This window comes from Dyadobacter soli, assembly GCF_900101885.1.
GTDB classification, from domain to species: Bacteria; Bacteroidota; Bacteroidia; order Cytophagales; family Spirosomataceae; genus Dyadobacter; species Dyadobacter soli.
Genome location: NZ_FNAN01000032.1, coordinates 23,968 through 43,821, shown reverse-complemented (window position 1 = coordinate 43,821; position 19,854 = coordinate 23,968). Strand labels below are relative to the sequence as shown.

Annotated in this window: 14 protein-coding genes; 9 read left to right on the top strand and 5 right to left on the bottom strand. The window is 53.9% G+C overall.

Features of this window, described 5'->3' with window-relative positions; genetic code table 11:
• Window positions 1–1,467 (top strand): DUF1501 domain-containing protein, encoded by a 1,467-nt coding sequence (locus BLQ88_RS34655; protein WP_090157605.1) that lies wholly within the window; start codon window positions 1–3, stop codon window positions 1,465–1,467.
• 79 nt (window positions 1,468–1,546) lie between these two features.
• Window positions 1,547–3,196 (top strand): glycoside hydrolase family 32 protein, encoded by a 1,650-nt coding sequence (locus tag BLQ88_RS34650; RefSeq protein ID WP_090157604.1) that lies wholly within the window; start codon window positions 1,547–1,549, stop codon window positions 3,194–3,196.
• Here BLQ88_RS34650 and BLQ88_RS34645 read toward each other — a convergent pair.
• The gene (locus BLQ88_RS34645) at window positions 3,169–4,929 is read right to left on the bottom strand and encodes an ABC transporter ATP-binding protein (protein ID WP_090157603.1); all 1,761 of its coding nucleotides are present in this window, start codon (window positions 4,927–4,929) and stop codon (window positions 3,169–3,171) included. The two genes, BLQ88_RS34650 and BLQ88_RS34645, sit on opposite strands and share 28 nt — an antisense overlap.
• 37 nt (window positions 4,930–4,966) lie before the next feature.
• Window positions 4,967–6,724, bottom strand: coding sequence for an ABC transporter ATP-binding protein (locus BLQ88_RS34640; RefSeq protein ID WP_218132985.1), 1,758 nt, complete (start codon window positions 6,722–6,724; stop codon window positions 4,967–4,969).
• A gap of 129 nt (window positions 6,725–6,853) precedes the next feature.
• Here BLQ88_RS34640 and BLQ88_RS34635 point away from each other — a divergent pair, with 129 nt between their 5' ends.
• The gene (locus BLQ88_RS34635; RefSeq protein ID WP_176885193.1) at window positions 6,854–7,867 is read left to right on the top strand and encodes a helix-turn-helix transcriptional regulator; all 1,014 of its coding nucleotides are present in this window, start codon (window positions 6,854–6,856) and stop codon (window positions 7,865–7,867) included.
• Between the two features lie 30 nt (window positions 7,868–7,897).
• Here BLQ88_RS34635 and BLQ88_RS34630 read toward each other — a convergent pair whose 3' ends face one another.
• The 3 genes from BLQ88_RS34630 to BLQ88_RS34620 all read right to left on the bottom strand — a co-directional run bounded on the left by BLQ88_RS34630 (window position 7,898) and on the right by BLQ88_RS34620 (window position 11,799).
• Window positions 7,898–9,226, bottom strand: a complete 1,329-nt coding sequence (locus BLQ88_RS34630; protein WP_090157601.1) for a DUF6055 domain-containing protein — start codon at window positions 9,224–9,226, stop codon at window positions 7,898–7,900.
• A gap of 304 nt (window positions 9,227–9,530) precedes the next feature.
• Window positions 9,531–10,868 (bottom strand): amidohydrolase family protein, encoded by a 1,338-nt coding sequence (locus BLQ88_RS34625; RefSeq protein ID WP_090157600.1) that lies wholly within the window; start codon window positions 10,866–10,868, stop codon window positions 9,531–9,533.
• An 82-nt stretch (window positions 10,869–10,950) separates the two neighbouring features.
• A complete protein-coding gene (locus BLQ88_RS34620; RefSeq protein ID WP_090157599.1) occupies window positions 10,951–11,799 on the bottom strand; it encodes a helix-turn-helix domain-containing protein in 849 nt (282 codons plus the stop codon).
• Between the two features lie 242 nt (window positions 11,800–12,041).
• Here BLQ88_RS34620 and BLQ88_RS34615 point away from each other — a divergent pair, with 242 nt between their 5' ends.
• The 6 genes from BLQ88_RS34615 (at window position 12,042) to BLQ88_RS34590 (ending at window position 19,627) form a co-directional block, all read left to right on the top strand.
• On the top strand, window positions 12,042–12,284 hold the full coding sequence (locus BLQ88_RS34615) for a hypothetical protein (RefSeq protein ID WP_090157598.1): 243 nt from the start codon (window positions 12,042–12,044) through the stop codon (window positions 12,282–12,284).
• 121 nt (window positions 12,285–12,405) lie between these two features.
• Window positions 12,406–13,932 (top strand): sulfatase family protein, encoded by a 1,527-nt coding sequence (locus BLQ88_RS34610; RefSeq protein ID WP_229212987.1) that lies wholly within the window; start codon window positions 12,406–12,408, stop codon window positions 13,930–13,932.
• 11 nt (window positions 13,933–13,943) lie between these two features.
• Window positions 13,944–15,749, top strand: a complete 1,806-nt coding sequence (locus BLQ88_RS34605) for an arylsulfatase (RefSeq protein ID WP_218132984.1) — start codon at window positions 13,944–13,946, stop codon at window positions 15,747–15,749.
• 197 nt (window positions 15,750–15,946) lie between these two features.
• Window positions 15,947–17,368 (top strand): sulfatase family protein, encoded by a 1,422-nt coding sequence (locus tag BLQ88_RS34600; RefSeq protein WP_090157596.1) that lies wholly within the window; start codon window positions 15,947–15,949, stop codon window positions 17,366–17,368.
• A 156-nt stretch (window positions 17,369–17,524) separates the two neighbouring features.
• Entirely contained in the window at window positions 17,525–18,754 is a 1,230-nt protein-coding gene (locus tag BLQ88_RS34595; protein ID WP_090157595.1) for a mandelate racemase/muconate lactonizing enzyme family protein, read from the top strand.
• 294 nt (window positions 18,755–19,048) lie between these two features.
• Entirely contained in the window at window positions 19,049–19,627 is a 579-nt protein-coding gene (locus BLQ88_RS34590) for an RNA polymerase sigma factor (RefSeq protein WP_176885192.1), read from the top strand.
• Window positions 19,628–19,854: the final 227 nt, after the last annotated feature.

Here is a 19,854-nt window from a genome sequence, read left to right as displayed (position 1 = left end):
ATGGAAGATTTGAAAAAGGTATTGACGCAACTCAACCGCCGGGATTTTCTCACAAAGGCAGGCCTCGGTTTCGGTTCCATCGCACTTTCCAGCATTTTGCAGGGCAGTACCGGGGTCGGCAGGCGTGACGAGGGCAATGCGGAGCCGGCTGTGGCGCCGTTTGTGCGTGGTCCGCATTTCTCTCCGAAAGCGAAACGGATCATTTACCTCTTCCAAAGCGGCGGGCCTTCGCAGCTGGAAACATTCGATTACAAGCCCGCATTGGCGAAATGGCACGGCCAGGAAATTCCGGATTCGATCAAATCGACGCAGCGGAATTCGGGGATGGTGGCGGGGCAATCGACATTTCCGTTGGTCAAATCCATTTATGATTTCAAACAATATGGCCATTCGGGCGCGTGGGTGAGCGAGCTTTTGCCTTATACCGCGGGCATTGTGGACGATCTGTGCATCGTGAAGTCGGTATTTACGGAAGCGATCAACCACGAACCGGCGGTGATGTTCGTGCAAACCGGTTCGCAGCAAAGCGGGCGGCCGTCGATGGGCTCGTGGCTGAGTTACGGGCTGGGTTCCGACAATCAGAACCTGCCGCATTTCATGGTATTGATTTCCAAAGGGGTAAGCGGCGACCAGCCTTTGAGCACGGCCGCCTGGGCCAATGGGTTCCTGGCGTCGCATCACCAGGGCGTGCAGCTCAGGGCGGGGAAAGACCCTGTATTGTACTTGCAAAACCCGTACGGCGTGCATAAGCAAGACCGCCGCCGTGCATTGGACCGCATTAAGGAGCTCAACGAGCATCAGTTCACGCTCTGGGGCGATCCGGAAATACAGTCGAAGATCAGCCAGTACGAAATGGCGTACAAAATGCAGACATCCGTGCCCGACGCTGTGGATACCTCCGGTGAGCCCGAGTACATCTATAAAATGTACGGCGAAGACGCCCGCAGGCCGGGTACTTTCGCCGCCAACTGCCTGCTCGCACGGCGCATGGCCGAGCGAGATGTAAAGTTCATCCAGCTCTATCACATGGGTTGGGACCAGCACGGTAATTTGCCCAAAAACATCGCCAGCCAGGCCCGGGACGTCGACCAGGCCTCGGCTGCATTGGTGAAGGACCTGAAACAGCGAGGGTTACTGGAAGATACGCTGGTAGTGTGGGGCGGGGAATTCGGGCGCACGAGCTTTTCGCAGGGCAAGCTCACCGCCGACAATTACGGCCGCGACCATCACCCCGGCTGCTTTTCGATGTGGATGACCGGCGGCGGCATCAAAACCGGGCAGGTTTATGGCGAAACCGACGAATTCAGCTACAATGTCGTAAAGGACGGCGTGCATGTACACGATTTCCAGGCGACATTGCTGCATCTCTTCGGGCTCGATCATGAGAAGCTGATATTCAAGCATCAGGGACGGCGTTACCGGCTTACCGATGTGCACGGCAAGGTTATCCAGGGGTTGATCGCGTAGCCCGGAAGGCAAACGCTATTGTTTTGCCAAGTAAAATTCATTGGAAAAATGCTTCACTGTGGTGACTACTCATATTCCGATGAAACCGAAACTCAGATCCATTGCCCTCGCGTTCGCATGTGCGTGCGGGAGCCAGTTGCTTTTGGCACAAAATACTTCCATTACCATTTCCAAACGGTACCTCAACCTGCCCGTGTCCCAAAGCGACGACCGGGCGGTAATGCATTTCAATGTAAACGGCAAACCTGAACGGTCGTTCAAAATACGGCTGGCTTCGGGCAAGCCCGACTACTGGGTGTTTTGTGATGTTACCGCATTGCAGGGGAAAACCGTATCCATCAGCTACGACGGTAAGCAGGATGGTCTTGCCAAAATCTTCCAGGAAGATCGTTTTGCAGGCGAAGACTCGGTGTACCGCGAGCGCAACCGGCCGCAATACCACTTCACTACGCGCCGCGGCTGGATCAACGACCCGAACGGGATGATTTTCTATGAAGGCGAATACCACCTTTTTTACCAGCACAACCCTTACGAGCGTGAATGGGAGAACATGTCGTGGGGACACGCCGTGAGTAAGGATATGGTGCATTGGCAGGAGCTGCCCACCGCATTGTCGCCGGATTCGATGGGTACCATGTTCTCGGGCTCCACGATCATCGACTACGACAATACGGCCGGTTTCAACAAGGGAAATACGCCCGCGATGGTAGCCTTCTTCACCGTCGATAATCCTGAAAAGCAGGTGCAATGCATGGCTTACAGCCTCGACAAGGGCCGTACCTGGACCAAGTATAGCAAAAATCCGCTGATCGATTCAAAGGCCAAATGGAACAGCAAGGACACGCGAGACCCGCGGGTGTTTTGGTACAAGCCCTCAAAGCATTGGATAATGGTACTCAACGAGCGGGATGGTCATTCCATTTACACCTCCAAAAACCTGAAAGAATGGCAATTTCAGAGCCATTTGACCGGCTTCTGGGAATGTCCGGATCTGTTTGAGCTACCCATCGACGGCGACAAAAGCAAAACCAAATGGGTCATGTACGGCGCTTCGGCCAGCTATATGATCGGTTCTTTTGATGGGAAAACATTTAAACCCGAGTCGGGCAAGCATTACTACACTACCGGCAGCATTTACGCCGCGCAGACTTTCGCCAGCATGCCCGAAACGGACCCCCGCCGCATTCAGATCGGCTGGGGAAGGGTGTCGCATGCGGGCATGCCTTTTAACGGTATGATGCTGCTGCCTACCGAGTTGCAATTGAAAACTACGAAAAGCGGCCTGCGGCTGACGAGCAAGCCGGTGAAGGAAACGGAACAGTTGTTCCAGAATGCGGGCAGATGGTCCGCGCTGCCAGCGGAGGAAGCTAATGCGAAACTGAAATCGGTGAAATCTACCGATCAGTTCCGCATTAAGACAACCATTAAACTCTCGCACGCCACCAGCGCCGGGCTTTCGCTCTTTGGCCAGCGGATACTGGATTACGACATGAATTCCAACCTCGTTAACGGCGTATTTTACTCCCCCGAGGATATGAACAGCATGGAAATCACCGCCGATATTTACGTAGACCGTACTACCGTCGAGGTATTTATCGACAATGGGGCCTATTCCTATTCGCTGCAACGCAAGCCGGTTTCCGACGCGAAAGAGGTGCTCAATTTCTGGGGTAACCGCATCGAGGTCAAAAACCTGGAAATTTACACCGCGGAATCGGCCTGGAAATAAGGCGTTTTGTGTTCGATCCGCCAGCCACCGCTCTGCTGCTGTATCTGGTGCAGGCGGTGGTACAACCCTTGTTTTTGCATTAATGCTTCATGATCACCCTGTTCTTCGATGCGGCCGTCATTGAGGACGATGATCTGGTGCGCATGGCGGATGGTCGCGAGCTTGTGCGCGACGACGATCACCGTTTTGTCTTTCACGAGTTCCTGGATCGCCTGCTGAATGTAGATTTCGTTCTCCGGGTCCAGTGAAGCGGTAGCTTCGTCGAGCAGAATGATCGGGGCGTTTTTGAGCAATGCACGGGCAATGCTGATCCGCTGTTTTTGCCCGCCGGATAACTGGTTGCCGCCTTCGCCGACGCGTGCATTCAGGCCGTCGGGCATCTCCCAGGCAAAATCCATTACCCGTGCCTTCTCCGCCGCGTCGAGCACGTCGTTTTCACCGGCGTCCGGGCGGCCGAACCGGATGTTGTTATAAATGGTATCGTCAAACAAATACACCTCCTGAAATACCTCGCTCACGAGCGCGCAGACATCGTCGGGCCGCATGTCCTGCACATTCACACCGCCGATTGCGATACTTCCCGATTGCACGTCCCAGAACCGGGCGATTAACGAGGTAATGGTCGTTTTGCCCGAGCCCGACGGCCCTACCAGTGCCGTCATACTCTTTTCCGGGACGCGAAAGGAAATGTCTTTGAGCACATGCTGGCCGCGGTGGTAGGCGAAACCTACATTTTGGAATGCAATGTCAAAATTCACGGGTTGCAGCTCGCGCCCCGATGCCTGCACGGGCGTACGCAGGAGCGTGACAATGCGGTCGAGGCTGATGTTCATATACCGCAGGATCACATAGTCGACCAGCAGCATTTTGATCGGTTCGAAGAGCCGGTACCCGACGATCAGGAACGTAATGAGCGCAGGTACGGACAGGTTACCCGCGACCAGGTAGGTGAGCGCCAGGCTGACCATCAGCAGGAAACTCAGTTCCAGCACCAGCCCCGCCGTGAGCACGAACGGGCCGGGGATGGCTTCGGTTTTAATGCTCGCCTTGCGAAAATCGTCCAGCGCTTTTTGGAGGCCGGAAAATCGTTCGCCCGTCATGCCGAACGATTTGATATGCCTTATTCCCTGCACATATTCCAGAAAGCGCGCGCCGGTTTCGTTGCGTGCCTGCACGTGTTTCAGCCCTTGCTTCACGACCAAGTAATCCGAAATGCGGATCAGCACCCAGGCCAGCGGCAATGCGGCAAGCAGTACCAGCGCCAGGCGCCAGTCGGTAACGAGCAGGAAGCCTGACACGATGAGCGTCGCAAACACCGCACCGGCCATATTGCCGATGGTATGCCCGAAAATCAGTTCAAAATTGGCCACATCCTGCAACACCACCGAGGCCAGCTCGCCCGGGTCGCGCTGCTTGAAGGTGCCCATCGAAATGCGCTGCAAATGGTTACCCAATGCAACACGCAGGTTAGTAGACAACGTGTAGGTCATGTTGTTGCTATGAACGATGTTTTTGACCGACACAAAAAACTGAACGGCTATGAGCGCCACCATAATGCCTACATACATCCAGAGTTTCCCGGGGTCGGGAGTGGGCGAGAAGAGTTCGTGGATAATGAGGAGCAGAAAACCCGTGGGTACTGCTATGAAAAGGCTGTGCAGGAGTTCGAGCAGCATGCTGTTGCGCACGGTGACGGGAGCTGTTCTGAATGTATAAAAAAGGTTTTTGATCATTGCTTAAATATTAATCTTCCTGTTCTGGAATGGTCGTTCAGTAATTCAATGCGAAGTCGCCTGCGCGGGTGTGCGCGTGCCACATACCTGTGTACATGAGGCATTCGGCAAGCAGCTCTTCGTGGGTGCCTTTGGCTTCCACCGCACCCTGGCGCATGACCACGATCTGGTCGCAAGCCGTGATGGTACTCAGCCGGTGGGCGATGACGATCACTGTCTTGTTGGAAAGCAGCTTGTTGAGCGCTGCCTGGATGAGGTATTCGTTTTCGGGATCGCTGAATGCCGTGGCTTCGTCGAGTACGAGAATGGGCGCGTCTTTGAGAATGGCCCGCGCGAGCTGGATACGCTGCTGCTCGCCCCCGCTCAGGTGTGCGCCCGAATGCCCCCAGGGCGTATCATAGCCGAATGGCAACCGGTCGATAAATGCGTGGCATTGGGCAGCATTGGCGGCTTCGATCACCTCGTCGCGGGTGCGGTCCATACCCATGCGGATGTTTTCAAAAATGCTTTGCTCGAACATAAAACTGTCCTGGAATACGAATGCGACGTTGCGCATAAGCTCTTCCGGCCGGATTTTGCGGATATCCTGCCCGCCGATCAGGATAGCGCCGCTATCAACGTCCCAGAAACGTGCCACCAGTTGCGCGGCCGTCGATTTACCCGAGCCAGATGGCCCTACCAGCGCGGTAATAGTGCCCTGCTGTACTTCGAAACTCACATTATCCAATGCATACTGGTGCTTTTGATAGCCGAACGAGACGTTTTTGAACTGTACGCTGAAATCCATGCCCATATGCGCATCGCCCTCGGTTTCCTGTTCTTGCCCGAAAAGGATTTCGTCCAGCCGCGTCACGCCGTGGCTGATCACGGAAATTTGTGGCCCTAACGTGCTGAGTGCGAACAGCGGACGGATGTAGCCTACGCCGAGGATCAGGAAAAGGAAGAGCGTCGATAAGGTGATCCCGTTGGAAAAATACAGGTACAGGCCGACTGCCAGCACCGGTAATGTGGCATTGCTGATGAAGCTGATAAATACCCCGAATGCGGGCGATGCGGTGCTGTTGTAGGCGATCACCATTTGCTTGAAACGGTGGACTACCTGGCTGTATTTATCAAAACGCTCGGCATTATGCCCGAAGATTTTGATCACCGGCATGGCCCTGACGAACTCGACGATGCCCGAATTCATCGATTCCAGCGAAGTGTGGTATTCCGCCAGCATGGCTTTGAATTTTTTGCCAAACATAAACGGCATCATCACCGCCAGCAGCACAATGGGAATGCAGCTCGTGAGCGCCAGTTGCCAGTTTACCGTAAACAGGTAGCCGAGCGTCACCACCGGCAATGCTACGGCTTTGACCAAATCGGGAATGCTGTGGGCGATGAAATTCTCGATGCGTTCCACGTCGTCGGCGAGGATTTTTTTCAATGCGCCGGAGTTCGACCGGTTGATGAACCCCAGCGGCAGCCTCCCGAGCTTGTCGGCCATTTGCCGCCGCAGTTCGTACAGGATATTGAACGCCGCCACATGCGAAGCCATTCCCGACGCGTAGAGCAGCACATAGGCGGCAACCGCCGCAAATACCGACCGGAAAATGTAAAGGCGCACCACTTCCACGTCCATCGGCGTCGCCAGCAGCGCATCAATAATGTAATACACCAATGCATAGGGAACGATCGAAAGCAATGCGTGCGCCACCGCCAGCACACCGGCGACGATCAGCAGGTTTCGTTTCGTTCCCGCGATTTCCAAAAGGCGGCTGATACCGCTTTTGGGCTGATTTTCATGACTCATAGAACTGAAATTAAATGTAAGCTTGTTGATAAAGTGCCTGAAACAGTTGTAGTTTTGATCAAAGGTGCGGCCATTCGGCGGAAGCGCTTTTACATAATCCGGATAGCTTTTAACACGAAAGGGATTATTATGGGAATGAGTATTTGTCACAATGAAGGCCCCTGGATCGAGCTGCGGGCGTTGGGACGGTCGGCTGACCTGCCGGATGTTGAGGCAGTAACGGCAGGTCCGGTGCTGGTGACCGAGCATCGTCAAAAGCATAGCTTTTTCTTTGGCGATGCCGAGATTGTGGAGATTAGTTTGCCTGATATTTACATTGTATACGGAGACGTGGCCCTGAAAAAGCACCGCCTGCGTTTCCGCTCTACCGATGCGCCAGATTTCGTGGAGCTGCATTTCAGCATTTCCGGCGGCGGGCGGCTCGAAAATTTCGTCAGCGGGAAATCCTACCGGTTCAGCTCACAGGAGCACAATATTATTTACGAGCCGGAGTTCGATGGTACCGGGCAGTTTCATGAGGATGGTGGTTATCAATTCCTGGAATTGCATTTTGCGAAGGACTATTTCATCAAAGCACTCTCCGGCAATGGCGAGATGATCGACCGCTTTTGCGAGCAGGTTTCCGCCGGACGTTTCGCTACATTGGCAGAGACCAATATGGCCATGACGCACGAGATCCGGCAATGCGTGTCCGACATTATTAATTGTAATTTCAAAGGCGGCCTGAAAGCACTGTTCCTCAATGCCAAATGCCTCGAACTCCTCACATTACAGGCACGGGCGAGCCTGGCATTCGACAGAGGCGGCGCGCAGTCTGTTCTGAAATCGAAATACGACATCGATTGCATTCACCACGCGAAGGACCTGCTCGTAGCCAACACCGACGAGCCGCTTACGTTGCAGGAACTTGCGAGACAGGTGGGTATCAATGAATTTAAGCTCAAAAACGGTTTCAAGGAGCTTTACCAGACAACCGTTTTTGGCTATCTGAGTGATATTAAGCTACATAAGGCAAAGCAGCAATTGCTCGACGGCATCCCGATTAAAAACGTGGCCGAAGCGCTGGGGTACTCTTCGGTGCAGCATTTCAGCAATGCGTTCAGGAAAAAATACGGCGTGCCGCCAGGGAAGACAAGAGTTTGAATATGAATGGTTTGAATTGAGATGCCAACGTTATTTTTCAGCCAGCGTCGTGCCGGTCAGCTTGATGCGGTAAGGCCACTGCTCCTCCTTTTGCTGGGCCGCCTGCTTCCCGAATGCCACCGGCCAATGCTCCGCAGGCGCGCCGCTGACGACCAGCCAGAGATATTGTGTGTCTTTCGGTAATTTAAATGTAGCCTTGCCCTTCGCTTCGCGCGCTGCTTTTCCGTAAACGCGCTTGCCGTCTTGGGTATGCGCCACGAAGCCGTAACGCCAACCTGCTTTGTCGGTTTTGACATCGCTGTAACCTTTTACACCTGCAATGCCTTCGAAATCAACGGTTACCGTTTTGCCGCCTGCCGGAACGGCGAGCTGGATACCATTGTAGCCGTAATTCTGCGGTGCATTCAGCGAATCGACCTGGTACCAGCCGTTTTCCGTTGCGGTAAGTTTGGTGGAATGCTTGTCGGCATAATGCGCTGCTACTTTTTCGATCCTTTTGAGGTCCCAGGTCATAAACCGGCTCGCTGCTTCGAACATTTCGTCGTTGAATGCCTCCTGGCTGAGGTTATTGAGGCGTTTGTAGGTCATCACCGGGTCTTCGCCTTCCTGCGTGGAGCGGCATAATGTGCCGAAAAACTCCTTGCCGTGCTTCTCCGACCAATATTCGAGCACGTAAGGCGAATGGTACATGTTCTGCGGGTGCAGGAATGCGAAATGCGTCTTTTTGAGGTAGCTGACGTAATGGTAGTTCTCGAAAGTCATCCATTCGGGGTACACCTGCCAGAGCATATACTGGGCTGACATTTCCATGATCGGCCCGCGCGGGCCCGCCTTCGCATCCGAGCGCGACATGTACTGGAACGCGTGCCCCAACTCGTGCGCGAGGGCTCCATAAGGCGCTTTGGACATCCGCACCGCCGGAGTCCAGAGGATACCGATCTTGTTCTCGACCCCACCGCCAAAGGCCGTTTGCTCCTTACCGCCGATCACGTACAGGATCATTTTATATTGGTCGGTCAGCGACTGGCCTTTTTGGACAATTTTCAGATCATTGACATAGTAGTCATAAAACCGCTCGCATTCCCGCAATGCATTTTGTACATCGAAACGCTTGGCAGGGTCAGGATTAGCCATCGGGTCTTTGCCAAATTCCTTATGCCAGAAGATCGCGATATTGTCGGATTCCGCCATGCGCTTGTAGCTGAACTCGCTTTCCTCGCTGTTGTAATCGTTGCCGTCGGGCACCCGCATGGCTTTGGCTGGAATGTACAGCGCTTTCTTTTGGGCGATGCCCGGAGAATAGTTCAGAAATTGAAGTATTCCAACAAAGGCAAATGTCAGGAGGTAGTGACGTTTCATGACCGGTTAGCTTGGCGTTCAGGATTGATAGTGCAAAGTATAGCGTTTCCAATATACTTGCCCGATCTTGCGCCTGACCTGCTAAAATAGGTAATGAAGTGGTTAATATTGACCAAGTTGTGTCTCCGTAGTGGGTGTCATGGGTGGTCATGTGTGGTCATGGGTGGTCATGTGTAGTCATGGGTGGTCATGCGTAGTCATGTATGGCTTATCTATGACAACTCCTGACCATAAATGACTCCTTTTGACAATACCTGACTCCTTCTGACAATACCTGACAATACTTGACAATACCTGACAATACTTATTTCCGGTAAACCAAATTGCCCAAATGCACTAGCGCCTTCACGGGCGAAACACGCGCAACAGCCTCGGCCGAGCAACTGGCATCCACCAACACCACACTTGCTTCGTCGCCGGCCTTGGGCCATTGCTGCTTTCCTTTATCATCGAGCGGCAGGATACCGCAGGTCGCCAGTTTGAGGCAGCGCGACAGGTCCAGTTCCGTCGATTGGCCGTACAGCTGCGCCATCATGTTCGATTTCTGCAACACGCTGCCGGAACCGAATGTATTCCAATGATCCACAATGCTGTCGTTCCCGGTCATCACCGTCACGCCGTGGCGGTAGAGCGTCGGGATGGGCATGATCATGCTGCCGAACGGAACGGTTGAAATCACGCCTACGCGTGCGTGTGCGAGTTTTTCGGCCGTTTCTTCCAATTTCGGTTTTTCGAGGCGTGCTAGTACGAAGCAATGGCTGAGGAACGTTTTGCCCGCCAGCGCCGGGTTTTCGACCACTTTCTGCGTCAGGTACTCGACCGTCCGCAAGCCTGGTTCGCCGCCTTCGTGCAGGTGAATATCAATGCCTTTGCCATGGTCCAGCGCGAGTTGTACGATGAAATCGATCTGTTTTTCCACGCTGCCGTCGATCGCATTCGGGTCGAGGCCGCCGATGAAGTCGATGTCCATCGCGGCCGCTTCTTTCATCAATTGTTCGGAATGCGAATAGAAAACCCCGTGCTGGGGAAATGCGACGAGCTCCGTCCCGAAGGAATCTTTCTTATTTTCAATCGCTTTTTGAAGGTTTTTCAACGAATCCAGCTTCGACGTCGGTTCGATATTGACGTGGCTTCTTGCAAAATTCGTCCCCTTCGATTGCAGCAGTTCAATGATCTTTTCGGCGCGGTAAGTGGAGGTTTTCAGGAGTTCCGGCAATGTCTTTTGCTCGAATGCGATCATATCCTTCACCGACCGGTTTTTCGCCAGCCTCGCTTTCCACGGGCCGCCGTAAAAGGTTTTGTCCAAATGAATGTGCATATCCCTGAACGCCGGAAGCATCAGCTGGCCTTTGGCATCGGTCGCATCCGCTTTGGGATCGTTCGGTAGTACGGCTTTGATCTTGCCATCCTCGATTTCAACGCGGAAAAGTCCTGCTTCCGTTGCAATTACCTCGTCGTCTTCATATACAAAACCTGTTTCCAAACGCACATTTTTCAGTGTCCATTTCTTCGCCGCCCGGGCGCCGGTTTCCGTAAGCACGGCCATGTCGGCGGCGAGTGCATTGGGCTTTCTGACCAGAATTTCGCCTGCGAGCAGCAAGCCGGAACTTTGAATGAATGTTTTGCGGGAAATAGATTCCATCTGCCTGGGATTAAGGTTTATGCAAAATTAATCCCAACCGCCTTTTCGAGCGATGCGCTATTTATGCTAAAACTTGTAGAATTTATAACGAATTACGAAATGCGCGGGGCGACAGGCCTGTCTGGGCTTTGAAGAAGTTGGAAAAATGAGGAAGGTCGCTGAAACCCAGCTCGAATGCAATCTCCTTCGCCGATTGCCCCGAGACCAGCAGCAAACGCTTGGCTTCCAAACCGACGCGATTGTGAATGAGGAAAGTGGCCGGAACGTGTAAATGCCTTTTGCAGAGAATGTTAAGGTAATTGGGCGAAATGCTGAGTTGATCGGCGTAGAATGCTACCGTTTTGTGCGTCCGGAAATGGGTATCGACGAGAGCGTGATATTTGAACAGGATCGGGTTGGCGCGGTAAGTGCCGATATCCTCGTAAATGCGCTCCGCCTCGCGGCTCACGAGCTGTAAAGCCACCCGGCTGCGGAGTTGTACCATATCCCAGTCAACCATGGTCGTGTCCAGTTCGCTTCCCAGGGCTTCCAGCTCATAGCACAATGCCTGGAAAACGGCTTGCGGCAGATCGATCACCGGGTGGTTCCGGTAGGCTATAAACGAGAGCCGCAAGAAGTTGGAAGAAGTCTCGAAAGCACGCCGCCCGACCATCAGCTGAAACCCCGAAGTACCCTCATCGAGCTCCCAGCGATGTACCTGGCCCGGAAACAGCAAATGCACCTGCCCATCGGCCACAGCGTAATCGGCGAAGTCGATGGAATGCGTGCCACCGCCTTTTTTCACGACGAAAAGCATGAAGAAATCGTGCTTATGGGGCTTGTCGATCCGGCTTTTCCCATCCAGCTCATGGCGCAAAAGCCTGTAACCCGACTCCGCAGAAGAGTCGAAAGCATCGATGCCAAGAGTCGGAAACGCCGTTTTAGTATTCATAACATGAAAGTACAAAAAATGCCGCTAGGGGGTTCCCGGTTCTTATTGTAAGGTCAAAGGGTAGGTTTTGGGGGAATTTGGGTCTTAGTTTCTGCAAGGCCACCTCCCCCACTTCCCACTAGTGGTACATTCCCAAATCTTTCAGCTTTTGTATCTGTACGGCACATCTACATTACTATATTTGTATATTAAATCTATAAAAATAGTAGATTAATAAATCATAACGACTAAAAACGAGGCGCATGAGGACTTATCAACTCAAACTGACATACCCTGAAACACTGAGCGTCCACCATATCACCACATTGGTGGAATCGGTGAAGGGAGTCAAGATACAACGATTGAACATCATTGGCCGCGGGCGCGAGTTTGTGGGGGTGCTGGTGGTGGAAGCGGCCGGGCTGCTGCATTACGATTCGCTCGTCGAAAGGCTGCGTTCGAGGCAGGAGGTGCTGCTCGACGAGCCTGAGGTAACTGCATTGTAATTCCGGTTTTGGCAGTAGTATTCAGTCGGTTGTGTGCTTTGAAAGAGTGACCGCCGACGGCCGACCGCAAACCGCCGGTCACTTGTACTGCCTGAAAATCAAACCGACAACCACCATTTCAATGCTCAACATCTTTAAATTCTGCATTATTCTCAACGTGCTGCTGCTGATTACCGGCGTCGATCCCGCAGTCGGCGGCCGGCGGTCGGCCGTCGGCGGTCTGGTAACAACTGCTACGCGCCCACACCGCATCGCACGTGACATTCCCGCACTCGGCGGTCGGCGGTCGGCCGTCGGCGGTCAGAAAACCGACGCCGCCAAACTCCCCACCGGCAAAGCACCGAACATCGTCATCATCATGGCCGACGACCTGGATAGCCGGCAACTGAGCTGCTATGGCGGCCAGAACCTGAAAACCAGGCATATCGATGCCCTAGCGAAGGACGGATTGAAATTTCATAACCTTTTTACGTCCGAGGCAATGTGCGTGCCTACGCGGGCGTCGCTGTTTACGGGTCTGTACCCGGTGCGACATGGTTCGTTCCAGAACCATAAGCCGGTGTATGACAACCTGAAAAGTGTAGGGCATTACCTGGCCGATCTCGGTTACCGCGTGGGGCTGACGGGTAAGGACCATGTGACGAAGCCCAAAACCGTGTTCCCATTCGATATTGTCGATGGTTTCGAGCCCAATTGCGTGGCGCCGACGGACGATTACCGCCTCGACGACATCAAAAAATACATTACCGCGAGCGAGAAGCCCTATTGTCTTTTCGTCATGAGCATTAATCCCCACGCGCCCTGGACGGTAGGGGACACAACGGAATTCGATGCAGCCAAACTGAAACTGCCCGCCAACTGGGTGGATACGCCCGTTACGCGGAGGCAGTTTGTCAAGTACCTCGCCGAAGTAAGGCGGCTCGACGACCAGGTCGGCGATATTCAGAAATTACTGACAGAGACCGGCCAGGACAAAAACACGATCCTGATCTTCCTGGGCGAGCAAGGCGCGCAATTTCCAGGTGCCAAATGGAACCTGTACGACACCGGCCAGCGCAGTTCGATGCTCGTCAAATGGCCGGGTAAGGTAAAGCCTGCCACGGAAACCAATGCATTGGTGCAATACGAGGACATTACCCCGACACTCATCGATATTGCGGGCGGAAAGCCCATTGCAGGTCTCGACGGCCGCAGCTTTTTATCTGTCATTTCAGGCAAAAGCAAAGCATCGCGCAGCTACGTTTACGGCATTCACAACAATATCCCCGAAGGCGATCCGTACCCGATCCGCAGCATCCGCGATCATCGTTACAAACTGATCCTCAATCTCGTTTCAGACAAGCCGTACTACAACCGCTTCATGATGGACCGCAACCGCAAGGACCGCAATACCGTGTGGTTTTCGTGGGTGGACGATACCAAAGACCCGAATGCAAAAAGAATTACCGACCGCTTCGAGAACCGTCCGGCCGTGGAGTTTTATGATACGGAAAAAGACCCGTTCGAGCTAAAAAACCTCGCCTCCGAACCGGAATATGCCCAACGCATTGCCACGCTCCGAGCCGAACTCGAAGGCTGGATGAAGCAGCAGGGCGACGAAGGCGCGTCCATCGATAAGGTGTATCCCAAAAAGCAGGACACGAAATGAAGCAGTCGATCATGCTACTACTGCTTCTCACGGCAATCCATGGCCCATGGTCGATGGCCCATGGTCAAAAGCCCAACATCGGCGGTCAGCGGTCGGCCGTCGGCGGTCCAACAGCTACGAAACCGCAAAACGCAAAACCCAACATCGTGCTCATCATGACCGACGATCAGGGTTACGGCGATTTCGGTTTTACGGGAAACCCGCACGTCAAAACACCGCATATCGACCAACTGGCTGCCCGCTCGACGCGGCTCACCAACTACCATAACTCTCCCGTATGCGCTCCCACGCGGGCGAGCCTGCTCACGGGCCGGTATCACCAGCGCACGGGCGTGCACGACACCTATAATGGCGGGGCGATCATGGCCTCGGAGGAAGTGACTTTGGCCGAAATCCTTTCTAAAAACGGCTATCAGACCGGCATTGTCGGGAAGTGGCACCTGGGCGATAACTATCCGTTCCGGCCGTCGGACCAGGGTTTTCAGTACAGCCTCGTTCATGGTGGCGGCGGGGTAGGGCAGCCGGGCGATTTTTACGAGAATTTCATCCGCACAGACAGCAGTTATTTCAATACCACTTTATACGAAAACGACCGCAAAGTGCAGCGGCAGGGGTATTGCTCCGATGTTTTTACCGATCAGGCCCTGACTTTTTTGAAACAAAAGCGCGCCTCGCCGTTCTTCCTTTACGTTTCCTACAATGCGCCGCATACCCCGCTGCAACTCCCGAAAAAGTACGAGGATATGTACAAAGACCTCGCATTCGATACGGAAACCGACCGGCAGGAAGGCAAAGCCTGGGCCAAAATGACCGACAAGGACAAAGCCGACGCCCGCAAAGTGTACGGCATGGCCACCAATATCGACGACAACGTGGGCCGCATTCTGGCAGAACTGAAATCGCAAGGTCTCGAAGAAAACACCATCGTCATATTCCTGACCGATAATGGTAACCAGCAACTCCGCTTCAATACCGGTTTCCGCGGGTTGAAAGGCAGTGCGTGGGAAGGCGGTACCCGCGTACCGTTCCTGATTTCGGGTGCTGGTCTTTTTGAACCCAACAAAGAAGTGAATGCATTGCTGGCACATATCGATGTGGTGCCTACCTTGCTGCAGGCAGTGAAAATCCCTTTACCCGCCAACATCAAAACCGATGGCCGCGCTGCATTAAAAACCATTCAGGGCAAGCTGGCACCGGCTCCCCGTAAATTTTATAACTCCTGGAACCGCGGCTGGCCGGAACCTTACCGCAATGCCGCATTCTATCAAGACAATTACAAACTGGTAGCATCCAATGCCGACGGCGACGATTTGAACACATTCGGCCTGTTCGACCTCGACAAAGATCCGTTTGAACAAAACAACCTTGTTCAATCGCAGCCCGCGTTAGCGAAACAATTAAAAAAGGGCCTGGACAGCGTTTTCAACGACATTTCCAACAGCCCTAATCTCACCCCGCGCCGCATTATCGTAGGCTCGGAACACGAACCCGTTTCCATACTCACCCGTCAGGACCTCAACGGTACCAACATGGGCGCCTGGCTCGCCGACAAGGCCACCGGCTACTGGAACATTACTATCGCGCAGGACGGCTACTACAACCTCCGCTCGATCCACACCGGCACTATCGCAAAAGGAACGCGCAGCCTCATACGGCTAGGGCACATTCAGCGAAGCGCATTGGCGAAGGGTGAAGATAATGCGGTAGCGATCAACAGGATATGGCTGAAAAAGGGGGACTATGTCGTGGAATCGTGGTTTGAAGGGCAGGGAGGGGTGACGGGGCCGTATTATGTAGAGTTGACCGCCGACCGCTGACGGCCGACCGCCGATCTCTTGAATGGCGATGCGTATCCTCGGATTTATAAAAGAACATAATCAGCAATCGGCGGTCAGCGGTCGGCCGTCGGCGGTCAATCTCTTGAAGGACGGCGACGCGTATTCTCGGATCTATAAAAGAACACAACCAGCAATCGGCGGTCAGCGGTCGGCCGTCGGCGGTCAAAAAAACAATTATGCTAAAACAACTCCTATTCGCCACAGCGCTCCTGCATGCCGCATCATGCCCCACCTACGCCCAGAAAAAGCAAGCCCCGCAGCCACCCAACATCGTCCTCATCGTTTCCGACGACCATAGTGCACCGTTTTTGAGCAGCTACGGTTATCCGCAGATCAAAACACCGAATATCGACCGGCTCGCGCAGGAAGGCATCCGCTTCACGCGCGCCTACACGACCGCCCCGCAATGCGTGCTCTCACGTGCGGCGATCATGACCGGGCGCAACACGCTCGATGTGCAGATGACCCGCTTCTCGGCCCCGCTCGACGCTTCGGTAACTTCCTATCCCGAGTTGTTGCGCAAAGGCGGTTATCATACCGGCATTCTCGGCCGGAACTTTCACCTCGACGGTAACCGCCGCGTGCCTGAAACGGTGGCCGTTTTGGAAAAATATGGTCTGGAAACATTCAAAAACCGTGTCGACTACCTGAATGCGACCGGCAACCGCGACAGCATTTTTCAGCAATACACCGAGTTTCTCGACAAGGCCCCCAAAAGCAAGCCCTTCTTCGTGCAGGTAGGTTACAGCGATCCGCACCGGGTTTTCAATGCCAAAAACTTCGAACCCGATCCGCAATCGCTCACATTACCCGGGCATTGGCCCGATACGAAGGGCGTCAGGGCGGATTTTGCTTCCTACCTCGGTGAAATCCAGCGGCTCGATGGCGATGTTGGCCGTGTTTTGGAAGATTTGAAAAAACGCGGACTGGAAGAAAATACGCTCGTCGTGTTCATCGGCGACAATGGTGGTGCATTGCTGCGCGGCAAGGGTACTTTGTACGAGCTGGGCATCCACGTGCCGCTGATCATCCGTCATCCGAAACTGATCAAAGGCGGGCAAGTGAGTGACGTGCTCGTGTCCGGGATCGACATTGCCCCGACATTCCTGAACGTTGCAGGTGTGCCCGTTCCGAAAGATATTACCGGTAAAAGCCTTACACCCGCATTCACCGATCCACAGCAGGGCGGCCACGAGTACATTTTCGCCGTTCGCGGCGCGCATGGGCAGGGATTACCTACCAATTCTTCCAATTTCGATCTGGGCAGGACGATTTTTAATAAAAAATACAAGCTGATCTACAATGCGATCTGGCAGATTCCCTACCATCCGGTCGATTTCGCCGGTCAGCCGTTCTGGCTGGAACTGAAACAGCAGCACGCGGAAGGCAAACTGGCCGAAAAGTATGACAAACTCCTTTTCGCCGATCGCCGTAAAATGTTTGAAATATATGATTTGCAGGCCGATCCGGACGAAACCAACAACCTCTCCGGCAAGCCCGAAGTAGCCTCCGTCGAGCACGATCTGAAAACCCGCTTGCAGGAATGGATGATTTTGAACCGCGATTATTTGCCGTTGCCGATTGCACCGGAGAATTAGTGTGTTGACCGCCGACCGCTGACGGCCGACCGCCGGTCGCTTGACTGCGACGATGCGTATGCTCGGTTTTTTTTAAAGAACATAACCAGCAATCGGCGGTCAGCGGTCGGCCGTCGGCGGTCAACACGCACAAACGTCCACCATACCCCACCTCCCATGTCCCGTCGCCAATTTTTAAAGAACGCCGCCTTTCTCCCCGCCTTCGCGCTCGAATTTCCTGCGCGGGATGCGAAGCTCCTCATTACCGGCATCCGCACTCATGAAGTGAAAGTAAACCAGCGTGGTAACTGGCATTTTGTGGAACTCATTACAAATAAAGGCCTTACCGGGCTCGGCGAAGCGTCGCATGGGTTCTCGGCGGCTGTGAAGGATGGCGGCAGTCGGTTGCGAACCGAGTTGAACAGTTTGTTTCAACTCGTGAAAGGCGAATCGCCGTTTGCCGTGGAGCAATACCGGCAACGCGGTTTCCAGAAAGCATTTGAACGCGGCAAGATTGCCATTACCGCATTCAGCGCCATCGAGCATGCTTTGTGGGATCTGAAAGGCAAAGCCCTTGGCGTGCCGGTGTACGAGCTGCTAGGCGGCAAGCTGCGTAATGAGTTGAAAGTGTATGCCAATATCAATCGCGCGACCAATGAGCGCGATGCCAACGGTCGTCGCTTGATCCCCGCGTTCCAGGCCAATGCTGAAAATGCATTGAAAAGTGGTTTCAAAGCCGTAAAGCTGGCACCTTTCGATGATATGAAGCCTTTGAAAGGTTCCAATGAAGCGCAGATCGCGTCGGATATCGATTATGCGATCAACTGCATCGAGGCCGTCCGGCAAACCATTGGTCCGGATACCGATCTACTGATCGACGTGCACAGTCATTTGAACCAGGACCTGGCCATTTCTGCGGCTAAACGTTTGGAAAAATCCAATTTGTACTGGTTCGAAGAGCCCGTCGACCCGCAGCAATTCCCGGCAGAAACCCGCGCCATTACCGATGCCACGAAGCAGCCATCCGCAGGTGGCGAATCCATATTTGGCCGGCAGGGCTTCGCCGAGTTGATCGCCACACGCGCCCTCGACGTGATCATGCCCGATGTGAAGCATTGCGGAGGCATTCAGGAGCTGCGTTTCATAGCCGCGCTGGCCGAAACGGCAGGCAACATCGCTATTGCGCCGCACAACCCCAGCGGCCCGGTTTCCACCGCCGCCAGCGTGCAGGTATGCGCCTCCATTCCCAACTTCTCGATTCTGGAATATGCCTACGGCGAAGTACCGTGGCGGGCGGAATTACTATCGCCGGCCGAGCGGTTTGAAAACGGTTTCATTCGCGTACCCGACGCGCCGGGGTTGGGGCATGAGTTGAATGGGGCTGTGCTGGATAGGTACCGGTTGTGACGGCCGACCGCTGACGGCCGACTGCCGATCGCTTGACTGGCGACGATGCGTATTCTCGGATTTTTGTATGAAGAACATAACCAGCAATAGGCGGTCAGCGGTCGGCCGTCGGCGGTCATTAACCATAGCCTTACCTGCGCTCCGTTTTCTAAATGCCCAAGCACGATGTAACCGATATAGAACTAACGTGATATTTGCCCGAATATTGGTTTTATAAAAATTAAGGGAAAAAATATAGTAGTTAGGGGCGAATCCCGCTTTTCACCGTCAAACTCTCTGCTAGCGGAAAAAGATTTGCAACGGGATATCGACATATGGAATGCGTTTCGGTCGGGCGACAAACGGGCCTTTGCGACGATCTATGAATCGCATTTCGATACTTTGTATGCATATGGCAAGCGTTTCATCGCCGACGAAACCCGCGTAGAGGACGCCATCCAGGACCTTTTTATCAATCTCTGGCGTAGCCACGCCAACGTTTCCCCGGTCGATAATATCAAATTTTACCTCTTCCGCAGCCTCCGCCGCGACATTTACCGCATTACCGAAAAGGAAAAAGTTTTCCCGAAAGTAGGGCTGGACGCCTTCCTGCACGAGTACGAGCATCCGGGCGAGGAGTATAGCGTTCACGACGACGAAAAAGAGCTCGGGCAAAAGCTCGCAGCCGTACTTCAAAACCTCCCCAAACGGCAGCTGGAAGCGATCACGCTGCGGTACTATGAAAATTTCAGCATCAGCGAAATCGCCGAAATCATGGACGTTTCCGACAAAACCGTCCGCAACACGCTGCACAATTCCCTGACCCTGCTCCGCAAGAATTCCCGGCTTTTCTACACAGTTTTTGAATTGGCGTTGGCGTTTGTGTGGCATTGATGTGTGACGGCCGGGAGTAGGCCTGCGGCCGACCGCCGACGGCCGACCGCTGACCGCCGATCACTTGTTTAATGTCATTTTCAAAACTGGGTTCAGAAAATTTACCATCAGCGGAACGGGACGTTGCATTTGCAACTATCCTTCGGCGGTCAGCGGTCAGCGGTCAGCGGTCGGCGGTCAGCGGTCGGCGGTCAAAAAAAATTCCCAACTTCTTTGGGTCAACCCGG